The following is a 17837-nucleotide window of genomic DNA, read 5'->3' as shown; positions in this document are numbered from 1 at the left end:
CATGGATCACTTCAACTACCGCGACGGCGTGCTCTACGGGGAGGAGGTGCCCCTCACCCGTATCGCCGAGCAGTTCGGCACGCCCTGCTACGTCTACTCCCGGGCCACCCTGGCGCGGCACTTCCGCGCCTATACCGAAGCCCTGGGCGACCACCCCCACCTGATCTGCTATGCGGTGAAGGCCAACTCCAACCTGGCCGTGCTGGGGCTGCTGGCCCGCATGGGCGCCGGCTTCGATATCGTCTCCGTCGGCGAGCTGGAGCGGGTGCTGGCTGCCGGTGGCGACCCCGCCCGGGTGGTCTTCTCCGGCGTCGCCAAGCAGGAGGCCGAGATGGCCCGGGCCCTGGAGGTGGGCATCAAGTGCTTCAACGTGGAGTCGCGCCCCGAACTCGAACGCCTCAATGAGGTGGCCGGGCGCCTCGGCAAGGTGGCGCCGGTATCGCTGCGGGTCAATCCGGACGTGGACGCCGGCACCCACCCCTACATCTCCACCGGGCTCAAGGACAACAAGTTCGGCATCCCGGTGGACGAGGCCCTGGCCGTCTACGAGCTGGCCGCGAGCCTGCCCCATGTGAAGGTGGCCGGCCTTGACTGCCATATCGGCTCCCAGCTCACCGAGATCGCCCCCTTCCTGGACGCCCTGGACCGCCTGCTGGTACTGCTCGAGACCCTGCGCAGCCGCGGCATCGAGGTGGAGCACCTGGACCTGGGCGGCGGGCTCGGCGTGCCCTACCGGGACGAGCGCCCGCCGGCCCCCTTCGACTACGCCTCCGCCCTGCTCGAGCGCCTCGCCGCCTGGGAGGGCAGCGAGCGGCTGACCCTGCTCTTCGAGCCGGGCCGCTCCATCGCCGCCAATGCCGGGGTGCTGCTGACCCGGGTGGAGTTCCTCAAGCCCGGCGAGACCAAGAACTTCGCCATCATCGATGCCGGCATGAACGACCTGATCCGCCCCGCCCTCTACCAGGCATGGCAGGCGATCCTGCCGGTGGATACCCGCCGCCCCCGGGAGAGCGCCACCTATGATGTGGTGGGCCCGGTGTGCGAGACCGGCGACTTCCTGGGCAAGGAGCGTACGCTCGCCATCGCCCCGGGCGACCTGCTGGCGGTGCGCTCCGCCGGGGCCTACGGCTTCGTGATGGCCTCCAACTACAACAGCCGCCCGCGCCCCGCCGAGGTGATGGTGGACGGCGACCAGGCCCATCTGGTGCGCCGCCGCGAGCGCCTGGAGGAGCTGTGGGCCGGCGAGGCGCTGCTGCCGGAGGACGCCGACTGATGCTGCTGCACTTCACCAAGATGCATGGCCTCGGCAACGACTTCATGGTGGTCGACCTGGTCACCCAGCGGGCGCGCCTGCAGGAGGAGCAGATCCGTCGCCTGGCCGACCGGCGCTTCGGCGTCGGCTTCGATCAGCTGCTGATCGTCGAGCCGCCCCGGGATCCGGACCTGGACTTCCGCTACCGCATCTTCAACGCCGACGGCAGCGAAGTGGAGAACTGCGGCAACGGCGCCCGCTGCTTCGCCCGCTTCGTCCGCGATCAGCGCCTCACCCACAAGCACGAGATCCGGGTGGAGACCGCCGGTGGCCCCCTGGTGCTGCTGGTGGAGGACGACGGCCGCATCCGCGTCGACATGGGCGAGCCGCGCTTCGCCCCCGAGGCCCTGCCCTTCACGCCTGAGCCCTGCGACGCCGCCGAGGATCGCCCGCTGCACGCCCTGGAAGTGAACGGCGAGCGCCTCGAGATCGGCGTCGTCTCCATGGGCAACCCCCATGCGGTGCTCCGCGTCGAGGGCGTCGAGAGCGCCCCGGTGGAGCGCCTTGGGCCCGCCATCGAGGCCCACCCCCGCTTTCCGAAGCGGGTCAACGTCGGCTTCATGCAGGTGGTGTCGCCCCATGAGATCCGTCTCAGGGTATTCGAACGGGGCAGCGGCGAGACCCTGGCCTGCGGCACCGGCGCCTGCGCGGCCGTGGCCAGCGGCATCCGCCAGGGGCTGCTGACGAGCCCGGTTACCGTGCACCTGCCCGGGGGCGACCTCTCCATCGAGTGGGAAGGCCCCGGCACGCCCCTGGCCATGACCGGCCCCGCCGAACGGGTCTTCGACGGACGCATCGTCCTGTTCTGACCCGCCAGGAACCACCGCCCGAGGAGTTGTGATGTCACGAGCCGTTCCCGAACCGCGCAAGACCCTCGACCCGGACCGGGTGGCCGAATGGCTGGCCACCCACCCGGACTTCTTCATCGGGCGCGAGGGGCTGCTCCAGCAGCTCAAGGTGCCCCATCCCGAGGCACGCGGCGCCACCTCGCTGCTGGAGCGCCTGGTCCACGACCTGCGCACCCGGGCCGAGCAGGCCGAATGGCGCCTTGAGCAGCTGCTGGAGTCGGCCCGCCACAACGAAGCCCAGTACCGGCGTACCCGGGCGCTGGTGCTGGCGCTGCTGGAGGCCGAGGACAACGACGCCCTGGGCCAGGCCCTGGCCAGCCAGTTCAGCGAGCACTTCGCCACCCCGGCGGTGGCGCTCTGGTGCCCCGCCAGCCTCACCGACGCCGAGCCCCGGCCGCCCCAGGCGCCCCGCCAGGTGCTCGACGAACACGCCGGCTCTCGCCTGGCGGCGCTGCTCGACGGCCGCACCAGCCGCTGCGCCCGGCTCACCCCCACCGACTGGAAGCGGCTGCTGCCCCACGCCACCGCACCGCGCCGCTCCGGCTCCTGCGCCATCACCCGGCTGACCCTGGGCGAGCCCCTGGGCTACCTGGTGCTGGCCAGCCCCGACGCCGACCACTACCGGGCCAGCATGGACACCCTGTTCACCGAGTACGTCGGGGACGTGGTGGCCCGGCTGCTGGTGCGCTAGGTGTCGCACCATGGCTGAACGAGGCGCCGCGGCTTCCCTTACCGGCGAGGGCGACGCCTTCCTGGCGGGGCTCGCCCCCACGGCGAGCCCCGCCACCCTGGACGCCTACCGCCGCGACCTGGCCGCCCTGCTGGCCTTCCTCGAGGCCCAGGGGGTCGAGGCGTGGCCGGCGCTGGATGTCGGCCTGGTGCGCCGCTTCCTGGGCAGCGAGCGCGCCCGGGGCCTGGCGCCGCGCAGCCTGGCCCGGCGCCGCTCGGCGCTCTCGCGGCTGGCCGACCACCTGGTGGGGCGCGGCCTGCTCGACCACAACCCGGTCGCCCTGGTGCGCGCCCCGCGCCAGCCCCGCCACCTGCCGAGCCCGGTGGACGTGGATCGTCTCTCCCGGTTCCTGGACACCCCCCACGACGGCTCCCCCCTGGCGGTGCGCGACCAGGCGATGCTGGAGCTCTTCTACTCCTGTGGCCTGCGCCTGGCCGAGCTGGCCGGCCTCGATCTCGGCGACCTTCAGCCGGAGCGGGTGCGGGTGAAGGGCAAGGGCGGCAAGCCCCGCCAGGTGCCCCTGGGTCGCCGCGCCCTTCAGGCGCTGGACCTCTGGCTCGTGGTGCGGGGCACCCTGGCCGCCCCCGGCGAGGCGGCCCTCTTCGTCGGCGCCCGGGGCGCCCGCCTCGGCCATCGCGCCATTCAGCAGCGTCTGGCACTGGTCGCCCGCCGCCGCGGCCTCGACGAGCACCTGCACCCCCACCGCCTGCGCCACTCCTTCGCCAGCCACCTGCTGGAGTCGAGCCAGGACCTGCGCGCCGTCCAGGAGCTGCTCGGCCACGCCAACCTCTCCACCACCCAGGTCTATACGCGCCTGGACTGGCAGCACCTGGCCGCCAGCTACGACGCCGCCCACCCCAGGGCACGCCGGGCGCGCGGCCGCGACGACGAGGCCCCGACATGAGACTCGAGGCGATCACCTTCGACCTGGACGACACCCTGTGGGACAACGGCGGGGTGATGCAGCGCACCGAGACCGGGCACTACGCCTGGCTGGATCAGGCGCTGAACGAATGGCGGGAGGGGCGGCTCGGCGAGCAGGGTGGCGGAGCGCCACCGGCGGACGCCGCCGGCCGCTTCGCCGAGCGCTTCCCCCTGGAGGCCTTTATCGCCCATCGCCTGCGCCTCGCCGCCAAGCACCCGCTGCGCCGCGGCGACTTCACCTGGCTGCGCCACCGGGCGCTCGGCGAGCTGCTGGAGGCCTACGGCCTGCCCCCGGAGCAGGCCGCGCACTGGGCCAGGCGCGCCATGGAGCGCTTCATGGCGCTGCGCCACGAGGTGGTACCCTTCGAGGAGGTGGAGGCGCTGCTCGAGGCGCTGGGGCGGCGCTACCGGCTGGCGAGCATCACCAACGGCAACGTGGAGATCGCCCGCCTGCCCCTGGGGCGCCACTTCCCGGTGGCCATCGCCGCCGGCGAGCTGCTCGCCCCCAAACCTGACCCGCGCCCCTTCCTGGCCGCCCTGGCCAGACTCGGCACCACCCCGTCACGGGCGCTGCACGTGGGCGACCATTGGGAGGACGACGCCCTGGCCGCCCGGCGGCTGGGCATGCAGGCAGCCTGGATCGGCCCCGACGACCGCCCGCTCCCCGGCGGCATCCACCGCCTGGACCATGTGCGCGAGCTGCCGGCGCTGATTCGCTGGCTGGAAAGGCAGCGATAACGACCTGCTCCGATAGCGAAAGGCGCCAGAGACTAGTCCAGCAGCCAGGCGTCCAGGCGCTGCTCCAGGGTATCGATGCCCTGGCCCTTGAGGGCCGAGAAGAGCTGGATGCTGACCAGGTCCTCCCACTCCCGCAGCCGGCTACGCACCTGCTGCAGGGCGCTGGCCGCCGCACCGCGCTTGAGCTTGTCGGCCTTGGTCAGCAGGATATGCACCGGCATCTCCTGGTCGTCGGCCCAGCCCAGCATGGTCTGGTCGAACTCGGTCAGCGGGTGACGCACGTCCATCACCAGCACCAGGCCGCGCAGGGAGGCGCGCCGCTGCAGATAGTCGGAAAGATGGCGCTGCCACTCCAGCTTCACCTTCTCCGGCACCTTGGCGTAGCCGTAGCCGGGCAGGTCCACCAGGCGCAGCTCGGCGTTCTCGCCCAGGGAGAAGTGGTTGATCAGCTGGGTGCGCCCCGGCGTCTTGGAGGTCCGCGCCAGGGCCTTCTGGCGAGTCAGGGCATTGATGGCGCTGGACTTGCCGGCATTGGAGCGCCCGGCGAAGGCGACCTCGGCGCCGCTGTCGGCGGGGCACTGGGCCAGGGTGGGAGCACTGATGAGAAAACGGGCGGTCTGGTAGTTGAGTCGCGCCATGGCGATGACATCCTGACGATGGTCGAAGGGGGACGGGGCGCGGCTTGCATTCCCGCGGCCGGGGTGATTCGGTATAATGCAGTGTCTTTTGTCTGCGACCCGGGGCACGCTAGTGTACCACCGCGCCCTCGACGTCCGCGAACCACCGGCACCCTGGCAGGGGTCGAGCGGCCTCGCGATCCGGGCGGCACCCAGGGTACGTACCGGTCAACAACGTAACGGCATAGTGGATTAGCGATGAGAAAGTTACTGGCAAGCCTGGCAATTACCATGGGCGCCGTCGGCGCCGCCCACGCCGACCTGGAGGCCGACGCCGATGCGGCGGCGGGCCGCGAGAAGGCTCAGACCTGCGCCGCCTGTCACGGCCCGACGGGCGTCAGCCCCGCCTCGGCCTTCCCGCACCTGGCAGGGCAGCAGGCCTCCTATACGGCCAAGCAGATCATGGATATCCGTGACGGCCACCGCCTGGTGCCCGAGATGGCCGGGCAGGTCGACAACTTCTCCGACCAGGACGCCTGGGACGTCGCCAAGTTCTACGCCCAGCAGGACGCCAACCTGGGCCAGGTCGACCCGGACAACGCCGAGCAGCTCGCCCGCGGCGAGGAGCTCTACCGTGCCGGCGACCTCTCCAAGGGCATCCCGGCCTGTGCGGCCTGCCACAGCCCCACCGGCGTGGGCATCGGCAGCGCGGCCTACCCGGCCCTCTCCGGCCAGTTCGTGGACTACACCGTCTCTACCCTGCAGGACTTCGCCGCCGGCGAGCGGGCCAACGACCCGGCCAACATGATGCGCGATATCGCCGCCAAGATGAGCGATGCCGACATGGAAGCCGTCGCCAACTACCTTTACGGCCTGCACTGAGCCTGACGCGAGGCGAGCATCGCCACCGCATCAGCGACACGCCAGGGCGGCCCCGAGGCCGCCCTTGTCGTGTCTGTACCGAGCCGTATCTGTACTGACCCGGCCCACCCGCAGCGCTGCGGGAACCCTCGGCGAAAGGTGCGCTCAAAGGCAGCGACGCCCGCCCCGGGACGACGCCATTCAAGGAGAGAGTCAACGATGTTCAAGCCCCTGCTGTTTGCCCTGGCCGGCCTCGGCCTGTCGACCCTGGCCACCGCCTCCCCGCTGGTCGAGGGCCAGCACTACGAGGTGCTGCCGCAGCCCGTGGAGACCCGCGTCGCCGAAGGCCAGATCGAGGTCACCGAGGCGTTCTGGTACGGCTGCCCCCACTGCTACAACCTCCAGGAGCATGTGACCCCCTGGTACGAGACCCTGGATGACGACGTCAGCGTGGTGCACCTGCCCGGCACCATGGGCGGCGACTGGAACAAGCATGCGGCGGCCTACTATGCCGCCGAGGAGCTGGGCATCGCGGAGGCGGTCCACGCCGACTTCTTTGCGGCCATCCACCAGCAGAACCGCCGCCTGACCGAGGCGGGCGAGCTGGCCGCCTTCTTCAGCGGCTACGGCGTCAGCGAGGAGGAGGCACAGCAGGCGCTGAACTCCTTCGCGGTGAAGAGCAAGGTCAACCAGGCCCACTCGCGGCTGCGCGCCATGCGCCTGATGGGCGTGCCGGCCCTGATCATCGACGGCCGCTACCTGGTCACCCCGAGCAGCGCCGGCAGCCTCTCCAACATGCCGCAGATCGCCGACGCCCTGATCGAGAAGGTGCGCGAAGAGCGTGGTGACAGCTGAGATGTCGCACCTGGCCGAGGCAAGGACGCCGCCCCTGGAGGGCGGCCACCTGAAGCTGCTCACCTTCAACATGCAGGTGGGCATCCAGACCTCGGCCTACCACCACTACCTGACCCGCAGCTGGCAGCACCTGCTCCCCCATCCCAAGCGCCTGCGGCGTCTGGACATGGTCAGCGAGGTGCTGGGGCGCTTCGATATCGTCGGTCTCCAGGAGGTCGACGGCGGCAGCTTCCGCTCCAGCAACGTCAACCAGGTGGAGTACCTGGCCAGCCGCGGGGGCTTTCCCCACCACTTCCAGCAGCTCAACCGCAACCTGGGCCGCATCGCCCAGCACAGCAACGGGCTGCTGTCGCGGCTGACGCCGGACCGCATCGAGGAGCACCGCCTGCCCGGCACCCTGCCGGGGCGCGGCGCCATCCACGCCCGCTTCGGTGACGGCCCCGATGCGCTGCACCTCTTCGTGGCCCACCTGGCCCTGGGGCACCGCACCCGGGTGCGCCAGCTCGACTACCTCTCCGAGATCATCCAGCCCCTGCGCCACGTGGTGGTGATGGGCGACCTCAACTGCACGCCGGAGCAGCTCCACGGCCATCAGCGCTTCTGCGCCTCGCTGCCGCTGCATCCCGTACGCCCCCTGCTCAGCTACCCCTCCTGGCAGCCGCGTCGGGCGCTGGACCACATCCTGCTCTCCAACTCCCTGGAGGCCGCCGAGGTACGGGTGCTGGATCACCTCTTCTCGGACCATCTGCCGATCGCCGTGGACCTGCAGCTCCCCCCCGCCTGCCTGCAGGTCATTACCGCCAGGCTGAGAAACGAGGACGCCTAGGCGCCGTTGAGGCCACGGGGATGACGATCAGCGTCTAATCGGCGATGATGCCCGTCGTTTCCGCTTCAGCACGAGAGCTCCCATGACCACCCCCGCCCGCGAACCGGCCCTGCTACGGGGCCTGGACGCCTTGACCGACCGCGTCGGCACCGCCGTCGCCTGGCTGGTCATCATCATGATGCTGGTGCAGTTCGCCATCGTGGTGATGCGCTACGTCTTCAGCATCCACAGCACCGTGATGCAGGAGTCGGTAATGTACATGCATGCCGCCGTCTTCATGCTGGGGGCCGCCTGGACCCTGCGCCGCGACGGCCATGTGCGTGTGGATATCTTCTATCGGCGACTCACCGCCCGGGGCCGCGCCTGGGTGGACCTCTTCGGCACCCTCTTCCTGCTGATCCCGGTGGTGCTCTTCATCGCCATCGGCAGCTTCGCCTATGTACGCAGCAGCTGGGCCATCCTCGAGCGCTCGCCGGACGGCGGCATTCCCGGCGTCTACCTGCTCAAGACCCTGATCCTGGTGATGATGGCGCTGCTGCTGATCCAGGGCATCGCCCAGCTGATCCGCCAGGTACTGATCATCCGTCACCGCCTGCCCAACGACACCCCGCAGCATGAGGAACTCCTGTAATGCTGGCCACTCTCCTCGAGTTCATGCCGCTGGTGATGTTCGCCGCCGTCTGCGGCGTGCTGATGCTGGGCTACCCGGTGGCGCTGTCGCTGGCCGGCACCGCCCTGATCTTCGCCGGCATCGGCTATGCGCTGATCCAGATGGGCGTGCCGGTGCCCTTCGAGACCCGCTACCTGGGCGCCATGCCCAATCGCCTCTACGGCATCATGACCAACCAGACGCTGCTGGCGGTGCCGCTCTTCGTGCTGATGGGGGTGCTGCTGGAGAAGTCGCGCATCGCCGAGACCCTGCTCGACGCCATGTCGCTGGCCTTCGGCGCCCTGCGCGGCGGCCTGGGCATCGCCGTGGTGCTGGTAGGCATGCTGCTGGCGGCCTCCACCGGCATCGTCGGCGCCACCGTGGTGACCATGGGTCTGCTCTCGCTGCCCACCATGCTCAAGCGCGGCTACGCGCCGTCGCTTGCCACCGGCAGCATCTGCGCCACCGGCACCCTGGGCCAGATCATCCCGCCCTCCATTGCCCTGGTGCTGCTGGGCGACGTGCTCAACAACGCCTACCAGCAGGCCCAGCTCTCCATGGGGGTCTGGAGCCCGCGCACCCTCTCGGTGGGCGACCTCTTCATCGGCGCCCTGGTGCCGGGCCTGCTGCTGGTGGGCGCCTATATCCTCTACCTGGTGATCACCGCCTGGGTGAAGCCCGAGGCCGCACCGCCCGCCAACCGCGACTCCCTGATGAAGGAGCTGGGCCACACCGGCAGCCTCTGGCCGCTGCTGCTCAAGGGGCTGGTGCCGCCGGTACTGCTGATCGTCGCCGTGCTGGGCTCGATCCTGGGCGGCTTCGCTACCCCCACCGAGGCCTCGGCGGTGGGGGCCTTCGGCGCTTTCCTGCTGGCCCTGGTGAACCGTCGCCTGAACCTGCCCGTGCTGCGGGAGGTGGTGCAGTCCACCGCCCAGGTCACCAGCATGGTGTTCCTGATCCTGATCGGCGCCGCGCTCTTCTCGCTGGTGTTCCGCGCCTTCGGCGGCGAGGAGCTGGTCACCGAGCTGTTCGAGGCGCTGCCCGGCGGCGTGGTGGGCGCCACCCTGGTGGTGATGGTGGTGATCTTCCTGCTCGGCTTCATCCTCGACTTCATCGAGATCACCTTCGTGGTGGTGCCCATCGTGGGGCCGGTGCTGCTGGCCATGGGGGTCGACCCGATCTGGCTCGGCATCATGATCGCGGTGAACCTGCAGACCTCCTTCCTGACGCCGCCCTTCGGGTTCGCGCTCTTCTACCTGCGCGGGGTGACGCCGGCCTCGGTGCCCACCTCGGCGATCTACCGGGGGGTGATCCCCTTTATCGCCATGCAGCTCTGCATGCTGCTGGCGCTGGCGCTGATGCCGGGGCTCGCCACCTGGCTGCCCTCGATCATGTAGGGTGGCCCCTCAGCGGCCTACTGGCCCGGGGACGGTTTATTGGCAGAGGGGCGCCAGCCACTGGTGGGCGAGCAGCAGCACCAGGGCATAGCGCCCCCCCTTGGCCAGGGTGATCAGCAGGATGGCCCGCCACCAGGGGAGCCGGAAGACGCCGGCCAGCACGGTGAGCGGGTCACCCACCACCGGCGCCCAGGAGAAGAGCAGGCTCCACTCGCCGAAGCGGAAGTACCAGCGCTCGGCCCGGGCCAGCCCCGCCGGGGAGGCGGGAAACCAGCGCCGGTCCTGGAAGCGGCGCGCATAGCGCCCCATCCAGACGTTGATCAGGCTGCCCAGGGTGTTGCCGGCGGTAGCCACCGCCCACAGCATCAGGGCCGGCTCGCCCAGGCACCAGAGGCGTGCCAGCCAGACCTCGGAGCCGCCGGGGAGCAGGGTGGCGCTGACCAGGGCCACCAGAAACAGACTCAGCATGAACTCATCCTGCCAGGTAATGCCATGAACGACTCCTCATCGACTGCCAGACCCGCGATACCCAATGCGCTGACCATCGCCGGCTCCGACCCCAGCGGCGGCGCCGGCATCCAGGCCGACCTCAAGACCTTCTCGGCGCTGGGCGCCTATGGTAGCAGCGTGATCACCGCCCTGACCGCCCAGAACACCCGCGGCGTCAGCGGCGTGCACCCGGTGCCGGCGGAGTTCATCGCCACCCAGCTCGAGACCCTGCTCGACGACGTGCGCATCGACGCGGTGAAGATCGGCATGGTGGCAAGCCGGGAGGTGGCCGAGGTGATTCGCGAGGCGCTGACCCGGCGCCGGCCGCGCTGGGTGGTGCTCGACCCGGTAATGGTGGCCAAGAGCGGCGATATCCTGGTGGACGACGCCGGCATCCGTGCGGTGCGCGAGGTGCTGGTACCGCTGGCCGACCTGATCACCCCCAACCTGCCGGAGGCCGCGGTGCTGCTCGGCGCTCCGGAGCCGAACGACCGGGAGAGCATGGTCGCCCTGGCCCCGGCGCTGCGCGCCCTGGGCGCCGGCGCCACCCTCCTCAAGGGCGGCCACCTCGCCGGCGAGGAGTGCCCCGATCTGCTGATCACCGCCGACGCGGCGCTCTGGGTGGAGGGGGCCCGGGTGGATACCGCCAACCTGCACGGCACCGGCTGCACCCTCTCATCGGCGATCACCGCCCGCCTGGCCCTGGGCGATGACCTCCCCGAGGCGGTGACCCGGGCCAAGCGCTGGCTCGGTGCGGCGCTGGAGGCGAGCCGGCGCCTTGATGTGGGTCAAGGGCGCGGCCCGGTTCACCACTTCCACGCCTGGTGGTAGCGCCTTTCCGGCGCCTGCCCCTTGCAGGGGGAGCGTCGGCCTCCCATCCTGAAGGTCCCACTTACGGGAAGCGGAGACCGCCACCATGACTCAGACCCTGCTGTTCGCCTGTGACCTCTCGGCCGAGAACCGTGCCGCCTTCGCCCGGGCCCTCCGCCTGGCCGGCGAGCAGGGCGCCCGCCTGGACGTGATCCACGTCCTCGACCCCTATCTGCCGCGCCGGGTGCTCCGCGACCTGGAGGAGGCCGTGGTCGAGGACATGCAGGCGATGCTGACCGATATCCGCGAGGACTACGCCCTGCCGGAGCCCCAGGTGCTGCTGCAGACCGTGGCAGGCTCCCCCTATGCCGAGATCATCCGCGAGGCCCATGAGCGCAGCGTGGACATGATCGTGCTGGGCGCCCACCGCAAGCGCGGCCAGCCCGATCTCGTCGCCGGCACCACCCTGGCCCGGGTGCTGCGCAGCGCCCCCTGCCCGGTGCTCACGGTGAGCCACCTGGCCAGCCAGGAGTGGCGCGACATCCTGGTCCCGGTGGACTTCTCGCTGACCTCCCGCCACACCCTGCGCGAGACCCTCAAGCGCTTCCCCGAGGCGCGCCTCACCCTGCTCCACGCCTGGGACATTCCCGGCGAGCGCGAGCTGGGCTCCGACGGCGACTACGCCCGCTGGCGGGACCGCGAGGTGGCGCGGCTGCGCACCCAGCTCGAGCGCGAGACCGAGCAGCTGATGGCCGAGCTCGACGACGTGCCGGAGCTGGAGCTGGTGCTGGAGCAGGGCGACCCCCTGGAGGTGCTGATGACCCGGCTGCGCCGCCAGCCCCCGGACCTGCTGGCCCTGGGCAGCCGCGGCCAGCTGGGGCGCCAGAGCCATATCACCGAACAGCTGCTGGCCGAGCCCCACTGCGACATCATGCTCTGCCGCGCCTGGTAGATACCTATACAGAACCTTCACGCAAAATATCGGTCTGCACAATACCCGATCCCCGCGTGGAGGTTCACCCCGTGCCCCTTTCCCTTGCTACCCTGGCGACCGCCCTGCTCCTGCTCGTCGCTCCTCTGGCGCCTGCCGCCGAGAGCGTGGAGGTGCGTGGCGCACGCTTCGCCACCCAGCTGGACCTCGACGGCCAGCCCCTGGCCCTGGTGGGCCACGGGCTGTTCCGCTACCTGATCTGGACCGCCTACGCCGGGGCCTACTACCAGGCCCCGGAGACCGCCGAGCCGGCGCCCCTGGCTACCGTACCCAGGCGCCTGGAGCTGGAGTACTTCCACGCCATCGCCGCCGAGGACTTCGCCGGCGTCACCCGCGACAGCGTCCGCGAGCGCCTGGGAGAGACCGCCTACCGGGAGCTGCTGCCGGCGCTCAACGCCTTCACTCGGGCCTACCGCAGCGTCGAGCCCGGCGACCGTTACGCCCTGACCTGGCACCACGACACCCTCTCCCTGGCCCTCAACGGCGAGACGCTCTATACCGGTGACGACCCGGCCCTGGCCAGCGCCCTGTTCGGGCTCTGGCTCGGCGACCAGCCGCTGCGGGATGACTTCCGGGACGCCCTGCTGGGGCGGCGCTGAGCCGGGCCTGGAACGTGCTACCCTTGGCGCCGCTCGAGAGCGAGCCGCCAGTGACAGCGAGGGAGCACAGAGATGAAGGCACTGATTCAGCGGGTCACCCGGGCCAGCGTGGCCGTGGAGGGGCGCACCGTGGGCGCCATCGACCACGGGCTGCTGGCCCTGGTGGGCGTGGAGAAGGGGGACGACGAGGCCGCCGTGGACCGGCTGCTGCACAAGCTCTTGCACTACCGGGTCTTCGCCGATGCCGACGACAAGATGAACCTCAACCTGCAGCAGGTCGACGGCGGGCTGCTGCTGGTCTCCCAGTTCACCCTGGCCGCCGACACCCGCAAGGGGCTCAGGCCCAGCTTCTCCAGCGCCGCGCCGCCCGCCGAGGGCGACCGCCTCTTCCACCTCCTGCTGGCGCGGGCCGAGGCGGCCTGGCCGAAGGTGGAGAGCGGCGAGTTCGCCGCCAACATGCAGGTCTCGCTGGTCAATGACGGACCGGTGACCTTTCTGCTGGAGAGCTGAGGGTACGGCCGCACAGCCCATGCCCGCCGGGCAAGCACGAGTCGCGCCCCCCGGGTTGAAACCCTGGCTCTGCGCTCGCGACCTGTCCGTCGGGTCACAACATAATCCCTCACGAGTGACCCTCGCTCGCCATCCCTGGCGAGCGCCGGACGTCGCTTCGCTTGCGCCAGCAACCCGGGGTATATGTCGCTTTCGCGCTTGCCCGGCGGTGCTTGACGCACGCTACCTCAGCTACCGCTGAGCTCCGCCTCCATGGCCTCCAGCGCCTCCTCGGCGGAAAGCCACTCGGCTTCAAGGCCATCCAGGCGCGACTTGAGCTCGCCCTGGCGGGCTAGGGCGGCGGTAAGCTCCTCCTTGCGCCCGGCATCGGTATAGAGCTCGGCGTTGCCCAGGGTCTCTTCCACCGCGGCGAGCTCCGCCTGGACCTTCTCCATGGCCTGCTCGGCGCGGTCGCGCTGCTTCTTGAGCGGGCGCAGCTTCTCGCGCAGCTCGGCGGCGGCGCGCCGGGCTGCCTTGCGATCCTCTTTCGGCGCCGCGCTCTCGGCCTGGCGCTCTCCCTTCTCGGCCCGGGCCTCGCGCCGCTCCCCCTCGAGGCGCGCCTTGAGCCAGGCCCGGTAGTCCTCCAGGTCGCCGTCGAAGGGCTCGACCCGATGGTCGGCCACCCGCCAGAACTCGTCCACGGTGGCGCGCAGCAGGTGGCGGTCGTGGGAGACGATGATCACCGTGCCCTCGAAGGCCGCCAGGGCCTCGGTGAGCGCCTCGCGCATCTCCAGGTCCAGGTGGTTGGTGGGCTCGTCGAGGAGCAGCAGGTTGGGCTTCTGCCAGGCCACCAGGGCCAGCGCCAGGCGCGCCTTCTCGCCACCGGAGAAGCGCCCCACCTCACCGAAGGCGTCATCGCCCTGGAAGCCGAAGCCGCCCAGGAAGTTGCGGATCTCCTGCTCGCTGGCCTTCGGTGAGAGCCGCTGCACGTGCATGAAGGGGGTCGAGGCGAGGTCGAGCCCCTCCAGCTGGTGCTGGGCGAAGTAGCCGATGGCCAGGTGCTCGCCGGGAACCCGCGCCCCGCCCAGCAGCGGCAGCTCGCCGGTCAGCGACTTGATCAGGGTCGACTTGCCGGCGCCGTTGGGCCCCAGCAGGCCGATGCGCTGTCCGGGCAGCAGGGTCAGCTTGACCTGGTCGAGCTGGACCTTCTCCTCCCCCGCCTCGTCGCGATAGCCGAGCCGCGCCTCGTCCAGCACCAGCAGCGGGTGGGAGGCCTTGTCGGCGGCAGGAATGGTGAAGTGGAAGGGGGAGTCGGCGTGGGCCACGGCGATATCCCCCATGCGCTCCAGCATCTTCAGGCGGCTCTGGGCCTGGCGCGCCTTGGTGGCCTTGGCCCGGAAGCGCGCCACGAAGCGCTCGATCTCCTCGCGCCTGGCCTGCTGCTTGGCCGCCTCGGCCTGCTGCAGGGCGAGCTTCTCGGCCCGGGTGCGCTCGAAGGTGGAGTAGTTGCCGCGGTAGAGCACCAGGCTCTGGCGGTCGAAGTGGACGATGTGGTCACACACCGCATCGAGGAAGTCCCGGTCGTGGGAGATCAGCAGCAGGGTGCCGGGATAGCGGGTCAGCCACTGCTCCAGCCACAGCAGGGCGTCCAGGTCCAGGTGGTTGGTGGGCTCGTCGAGCAGCAGCAGGTCCGAAGGCATGAAGAGGGTACGCGCCAGGTTGACCCGCATCCGCCAGCCGCCGGAGAAGTCCGACAGCGGACGCGCCAGGTCCGCCTGGCTGAAGCCCAGCCCCACCAGCAGCTGGGCCGCCCGGGCCGGGGCGCTGTAGCCGTTCAGGGCCTCGATGACGCCGTGCAGCTCCGCCTCACGATGGGCGTCATGGGCCTCCCGGGCCGCGGCGAGGGCCGCCTCGGTGGCACGCAGCTCCCGGTCGCCATCCAGCACGTAGTCGACGATGGCGCGCTCCAGGGCCTCCACCTCCTGGGCCATATGGGCGATGCGCTGGCCGCCGCTCATCTCGACCTCGCCGCGGTCCGGGGCCAGCTCGCCGAGCAGCAGCTTGAAGAGGCTCGACTTGCCGGCGCCGTTGGGGCCGACGATCCCCGCCTTGTGGCCGGCGTGCAGGGTCAGGTCGGCGCCCTCCAGCAGGGCCTGGGTGCCGCGTTGCAGGGAAACTTGGCGCAGTGCGATCATGCGGGCTCCACGGGCGTACAGGGCCGCCGTGAAAGCGGCGGCGGAAATGATGAGCGCTGATTCTACCGAAATGATGGCCGTTCTGCGGGCTCGCCTGCTTGACCACCCCCTATGGGAGTTCGCCCTGGCCCTCTACGCCAGGCCCGGGGTAGAGGCGGCCTGCCTGCGGCTCCAGGACGAGGCCGGCGTGGACGTCTGCGAGCTGCTCTGGCGCTGCTGGCTGCTGCGGCACGGCGCCAGGCCCTCCCGGGCACTCGAGGCGGCGCTGCCCGCCGCCCTGGCCTGGCAGCAGGAGGTCACCGCCCCCCTGCGCGCCCTGCGCCGCCGTCTCAAGGCCGAGGCGGCCACCGCCGGCGGCGTGGCCGAGCTGCGCGAGACCCTCAAGCACGCCGAACTGCAGGCCGAGCGGGAGACGCTGAGCCGGCTGGAGCGGCTCGCCACCTCGGAGGGTTTTCCGCTCTGCACGACCGGCGGCTCGGATGCCGAAAAAGTGCTCGCTTCGCGCCTGACATCACAGAAAAAACCCGACCTTTCAACGCTCGCAACGCTGATAGCTCAGCTTGACCCTCCCCCGGGCCCACGCTAGCCTGAATTTACTCGGGCAGGCGAGTCGCCTGCCATGACGCTGTCAATTTCACCCGATATTGACCAGGTAAATCGTGAGGGGACTACAAGAATGAAGGCAACCAAGCTGATGACCACGGCCACCGTTGGCGCCCTGCTTTTCGGGATGTCCGCGGCGGCCCATTCCGCCAACTGGCGCTACGCCCACGAGGAGTATCAGGACGACGTCCAGGACGTCTTCGCCCACGCCTTCAAGGACTATATCGAAGAGAACTCCGATAATACCGTCCAGATCTTCCGCTTCGGCGAGCTGGGCGAGTCCGACGACATCATGGAGCAGACCCAGGCGGGCATCCTGCAGTTCGTCAACCAGTCGCCCGGCTTTACCGGCTCGCTGATCCCCGAGGCGCAGATCTTCTTCGTGCCCTATCTGCTGCCCACCGATGAAGAGACCGTCATCGAGTTCTTCAACACCAGCGTGGCCATCAACGAGATGTTCCCGGAGCTCTACGCCGAGCAGGGCCTGGAGCTGCTCAAGATGTACCCGGAAGGCGAGATGGTCGTCACCCTGGACGAGCCCTTCACCACGCCGGAAGAGCTGCGCGGCAAGAACATCCGCACCATGACCAACCCGCTGCTCTCCGCCACCTACCGCGCCTTCGGCGCCAGCCCCACCCCGCTGCCCTGGGGTGAGGTCTACGGCGGCCTGCAGACCGGCATCCTCGACGGCCAGGAGAACCCCATCTTCTGGATCGAGTCCGGCGGTCTCTACGAGGTCTCCCCGAACCTGGTCTATACCGGCCACGGCTGGTTCACCACCGCCATGATGGCCAACCAGGACTTCTTCAACGGGCTCTCCGAAGAGGAGCAGCAGCTGGTCCGTGATGCCTCCGACCACGCCTACGAGGTGATCATCGAGCACATCTCGGGCCTGGCCGATGACTCCCTGGCCAGGATTCAGGAGTCTTCCGACGAGGTCACCGTGACCCGCCTGACCGAGGAGCAGATCGACGCCTTCCGCGCCCGTGCGCCCCAGGTCGAGGAGCGCTTCATCGAGATGACCGGCGACCGCGGTCGTGAACTGCTCGACCAGTTCCACGCCGACCTGGAAGCCGTGATGTCCAACGACTGAGCCGGCCGCTAGTGCCTGCTGCATCACACCGGGGGGTGGCCGAAAGGCTGCCCCCCTTCTCTTCGGATGGCGCAGCGGCCCGCTGCATCCGGCCATGCAGCGTTGAAGCCAGCGCAGCAACGCCACACCCCAGGCGTTAACCTCAGGGGAAGAGGCGCCCCACAGGCGCTCGCGACGCGACACAACGCACGGGGAACGACAGGAGTCAGCCGACATGGAAATGAACGAAGACGACATTGCCGAGAAGAGCTATCGCTCGACCCTTCCCGGCCCCCTTGGCCCCATCGATACCTGGATCAGCCGCATCGAGGCGGTGATCCTCGCCATGGGGGTCATCCTGATGGCGGTGAACACCATCGCCAACGTCTTGAGCCGCTTTATCCTCGGCGAGAGCCTGCACTTCTCCGAGGAGATCAATCGCATCCTGATCGTGATGATCACCTTCGCCGGCATCGGCTATGCGGCCCGCCATGGGCGCCATATCCGCATGTCGGCCATCTATGACGCTGTGCCTACCGGCGGGCGCCGCTGGATGATGATCTTCATCTGCCTGTTCACCGCCCTGGTGATGTTCGTGCTCTGCTACTACTCGATCGGCTATATCAACACCGTCTACTCCCGCGGGCGGGTGCTGCCCTCCCTGAGCATGCCGGTATGGATCATGTACGTCTGGGTGCCCATCGGCTTCGCCATCACCGGGATCCAGTACCTGCTGACCGCCATCAAGAACCTGACCTCCCGTGACGTCTACCTCTCGACCCACGTGGTGGACGGTTACAAGGACACGGAAACGGAAGTCTGATCCCGAGCG

General features: G+C 69.9%; 20 protein-coding genes. 17 read left to right on the top strand and 3 right to left on the bottom strand.

Translation table 11 applies throughout. The annotated features are described in order from the left end of the window. The first annotated feature begins 1 nt into the window (after position 1). Genes lysA through NHL60_RS00760 form a run of 5 tightly spaced genes read left to right on the top strand, consistent with a single transcriptional unit; the run spans position 2 to position 4552 of the window. Complete coding sequence (gene lysA, locus NHL60_RS00780) at positions 2–1273, top strand: diaminopimelate decarboxylase (protein WP_253447704.1); 1272 nt, start codon at positions 2–4, stop codon at positions 1271–1273. After that, a complete protein-coding gene (dapF, locus tag NHL60_RS00775) occupies positions 1273–2121 on the top strand; it encodes a diaminopimelate epimerase (RefSeq protein ID WP_253447702.1) in 849 nt (282 codons plus the stop codon). The genes lysA and dapF overlap by 1 nt, the downstream gene beginning before the upstream one ends. Positions 2122–2152: 31 nt before the next feature. After that, positions 2153–2851 carry a DUF484 family protein gene (locus tag NHL60_RS00770; RefSeq protein WP_253447700.1) on the top strand — a complete coding sequence of 233 codons (699 nt, stop codon included), beginning with the start codon at positions 2153–2155 and terminating at the stop codon, positions 2849–2851. Between the two features lie 10 nt (positions 2852–2861). After that, positions 2862–3794 (top strand): tyrosine recombinase XerC, encoded by a 933-nt coding sequence (locus NHL60_RS00765; RefSeq protein WP_253447698.1) that lies wholly within the window; start codon positions 2862–2864, stop codon positions 3792–3794. After that, positions 3791–4552: an HAD family hydrolase gene (locus NHL60_RS00760; RefSeq protein ID WP_253447696.1), complete on the top strand. Its 762-nt coding sequence runs from the start codon at positions 3791–3793 to the stop codon at positions 4550–4552. The genes NHL60_RS00765 and NHL60_RS00760 overlap by 4 nt, the downstream gene beginning before the upstream one ends. 32 nt (positions 4553–4584) lie before the next feature. Here the strand turns inward: NHL60_RS00760 and yihA are convergent, their stop codons facing one another. Next, a complete protein-coding gene (gene yihA, locus NHL60_RS00755; protein WP_253447694.1) occupies positions 4585–5190 on the bottom strand; it encodes a ribosome biogenesis GTP-binding protein YihA/YsxC in 606 nt (201 codons plus the stop codon). Between the two features lie 237 nt (positions 5191–5427). Here yihA and NHL60_RS00750 point away from each other — a divergent pair, with 237 nt between their 5' ends. The 5 genes from NHL60_RS00750 to NHL60_RS00730 all read left to right on the top strand — a co-directional run bounded on the left by NHL60_RS00750 (position 5428) and on the right by NHL60_RS00730 (position 9757). Continuing rightward, positions 5428–6051 carry a cytochrome c gene (locus tag NHL60_RS00750; protein ID WP_253447692.1) on the top strand — a complete coding sequence of 208 codons (624 nt, stop codon included), beginning with the start codon at positions 5428–5430 and terminating at the stop codon, positions 6049–6051. A gap of 198 nt (positions 6052–6249) precedes the next feature. Next, positions 6250–6885: a thiol:disulfide interchange protein DsbA/DsbL gene (locus NHL60_RS00745; RefSeq protein WP_253447690.1), complete on the top strand. Its 636-nt coding sequence runs from the start codon at positions 6250–6252 to the stop codon at positions 6883–6885. A gap of 1 nt (position 6886) precedes the next feature. Beyond that, positions 6887–7711: an endonuclease/exonuclease/phosphatase family protein gene (locus NHL60_RS00740; RefSeq protein ID WP_253451924.1), complete on the top strand. Its 825-nt coding sequence runs from the start codon at positions 6887–6889 to the stop codon at positions 7709–7711. An 82-nt stretch (positions 7712–7793) separates the two neighbouring features. Then, positions 7794–8342: a TRAP transporter small permease subunit gene (locus NHL60_RS00735; RefSeq protein ID WP_253447688.1), complete on the top strand. Its 549-nt coding sequence runs from the start codon at positions 7794–7796 to the stop codon at positions 8340–8342. Then, positions 8342–9757: a TRAP transporter large permease subunit gene (locus NHL60_RS00730; RefSeq protein WP_253447686.1), complete on the top strand. Its 1416-nt coding sequence runs from the start codon at positions 8342–8344 to the stop codon at positions 9755–9757. Before NHL60_RS00735 ends, NHL60_RS00730 begins: the two co-directional genes overlap by 1 nt. 36 nt (positions 9758–9793) lie before the next feature. Here the strand turns inward: NHL60_RS00730 and NHL60_RS00725 are convergent, their stop codons facing one another. After that, positions 9794–10225: a YqaA family protein gene (locus NHL60_RS00725; RefSeq protein WP_253447684.1), complete on the bottom strand. Its 432-nt coding sequence runs from the start codon at positions 10223–10225 to the stop codon at positions 9794–9796. A 24-nt stretch (positions 10226–10249) separates the two neighbouring features. Between NHL60_RS00725 and thiD the strand changes: the two genes are divergently transcribed. The 4 genes from thiD to dtd all read left to right on the top strand — a co-directional run bounded on the left by thiD (position 10250) and on the right by dtd (position 13156). After that, the gene (thiD, locus tag NHL60_RS00720; RefSeq protein ID WP_253447681.1) at positions 10250–11077 is read left to right on the top strand and encodes a bifunctional hydroxymethylpyrimidine kinase/phosphomethylpyrimidine kinase; all 828 of its coding nucleotides are present in this window, start codon (positions 10250–10252) and stop codon (positions 11075–11077) included. 85 nt (positions 11078–11162) lie between these two features. Beyond that, positions 11163–12008 (top strand): universal stress protein, encoded by an 846-nt coding sequence (locus NHL60_RS00715; RefSeq protein ID WP_253447678.1) that lies wholly within the window; start codon positions 11163–11165, stop codon positions 12006–12008. Between the two features lie 71 nt (positions 12009–12079). After that, positions 12080–12646: a chalcone isomerase family protein gene (locus NHL60_RS00710; RefSeq protein WP_253447675.1), complete on the top strand. Its 567-nt coding sequence runs from the start codon at positions 12080–12082 to the stop codon at positions 12644–12646. A gap of 72 nt (positions 12647–12718) precedes the next feature. Next, the gene (gene dtd / locus NHL60_RS00705; protein WP_253447672.1) at positions 12719–13156 is read left to right on the top strand and encodes a D-aminoacyl-tRNA deacylase; all 438 of its coding nucleotides are present in this window, start codon (positions 12719–12721) and stop codon (positions 13154–13156) included. A 227-nt stretch (positions 13157–13383) separates the two neighbouring features. Here the strand turns inward: dtd and NHL60_RS00700 are convergent, their stop codons facing one another. Continuing rightward, positions 13384–15330 (bottom strand): ATP-binding cassette domain-containing protein, encoded by a 1947-nt coding sequence (locus tag NHL60_RS00700; RefSeq protein WP_253447669.1) that lies wholly within the window; start codon positions 15328–15330, stop codon positions 13384–13386. 49 nt (positions 15331–15379) lie between these two features. Here NHL60_RS00700 and NHL60_RS00695 point away from each other — a divergent pair, with 49 nt between their 5' ends. From NHL60_RS00695 to NHL60_RS00685, 3 genes are all read left to right on the top strand, one after another. After that, a complete protein-coding gene (locus NHL60_RS00695) occupies positions 15380–15916 on the top strand; it encodes a TIGR02444 family protein (protein WP_253447666.1) in 537 nt (178 codons plus the stop codon). Between the two features lie 90 nt (positions 15917–16006). Next, on the top strand, positions 16007–17026 hold the full coding sequence (dctP, locus tag NHL60_RS00690) for a TRAP transporter substrate-binding protein DctP (RefSeq protein ID WP_253447663.1): 1020 nt from the start codon (positions 16007–16009) through the stop codon (positions 17024–17026). A gap of 214 nt (positions 17027–17240) precedes the next feature. Beyond that, positions 17241–17828: a TRAP transporter small permease gene (locus tag NHL60_RS00685; protein WP_253447661.1), complete on the top strand. Its 588-nt coding sequence runs from the start codon at positions 17241–17243 to the stop codon at positions 17826–17828. Positions 17829–17837: the final 9 nt, after the last annotated feature.

The organism is Halomonas sp. Y3, from assembly GCF_024137965.1.
Classification (GTDB): domain Bacteria; phylum Pseudomonadota; class Gammaproteobacteria; order Pseudomonadales; family Halomonadaceae; genus Halomonas; species Halomonas mongoliensis.
Note: the sequence above shows the minus strand (reverse complement) of the source record. Positions and strands in the feature narration are given on the sequence as shown.

Coding starts and splice junctions, on each gene's coding strand:
- thiD (WP_253447681.1), top strand. CDS start 10,250: ATGAACGACTCCTCATCGACTGCCAGACCCGCGATACCCAATGCGCTG.
- NHL60_RS00740 (WP_253451924.1), top strand. CDS start 6,887: ATGTCGCACCTGGCCGAGGCAAGGACGCCGCCCCTGGAGGGCGGCCAC.
- dapF (WP_253447702.1), top strand. CDS start 1,273: ATGCTGCTGCACTTCACCAAGATGCATGGCCTCGGCAACGACTTCATG.
- NHL60_RS00745 (WP_253447690.1), top strand. CDS start 6,250: ATGTTCAAGCCCCTGCTGTTTGCCCTGGCCGGCCTCGGCCTGTCGACC.
- NHL60_RS00700 (WP_253447669.1), bottom strand. CDS start 15,330: ATGATCGCACTGCGCCAAGTTTCCCTGCAACGCGGCACCCAGGCCCTG.
- NHL60_RS00765 (WP_253447698.1), top strand. CDS start 2,862: ATGGCTGAACGAGGCGCCGCGGCTTCCCTTACCGGCGAGGGCGACGCC.
- NHL60_RS00770 (WP_253447700.1), top strand. CDS start 2,153: ATGTCACGAGCCGTTCCCGAACCGCGCAAGACCCTCGACCCGGACCGG.
- NHL60_RS00730 (WP_253447686.1), top strand. CDS start 8,342: ATGCTGGCCACTCTCCTCGAGTTCATGCCGCTGGTGATGTTCGCCGCC.
- NHL60_RS00760 (WP_253447696.1), top strand. CDS start 3,791: ATGAGACTCGAGGCGATCACCTTCGACCTGGACGACACCCTGTGGGAC.
- NHL60_RS00725 (WP_253447684.1), bottom strand. CDS start 10,225: ATGCTGAGTCTGTTTCTGGTGGCCCTGGTCAGCGCCACCCTGCTCCCC.
- dtd (WP_253447672.1), top strand. CDS start 12,719: ATGAAGGCACTGATTCAGCGGGTCACCCGGGCCAGCGTGGCCGTGGAG.
- NHL60_RS00715 (WP_253447678.1), top strand. CDS start 11,163: ATGACTCAGACCCTGCTGTTCGCCTGTGACCTCTCGGCCGAGAACCGT.
- NHL60_RS00750 (WP_253447692.1), top strand. CDS start 5,428: ATGAGAAAGTTACTGGCAAGCCTGGCAATTACCATGGGCGCCGTCGGC.
- lysA (WP_253447704.1), top strand. CDS start 2: ATGGATCACTTCAACTACCGCGACGGCGTGCTCTACGGGGAGGAGGTG.
- NHL60_RS00735 (WP_253447688.1), top strand. CDS start 7,794: ATGACCACCCCCGCCCGCGAACCGGCCCTGCTACGGGGCCTGGACGCC.
- NHL60_RS00695 (WP_253447666.1), top strand. CDS start 15,380: ATGAGCGCTGATTCTACCGAAATGATGGCCGTTCTGCGGGCTCGCCTG.
- yihA (WP_253447694.1), bottom strand. CDS start 5,190: ATGGCGCGACTCAACTACCAGACCGCCCGTTTTCTCATCAGTGCTCCC.
- dctP (WP_253447663.1), top strand. CDS start 16,007: ATGAAGGCAACCAAGCTGATGACCACGGCCACCGTTGGCGCCCTGCTT.
- NHL60_RS00685 (WP_253447661.1), top strand. CDS start 17,241: ATGGAAATGAACGAAGACGACATTGCCGAGAAGAGCTATCGCTCGACC.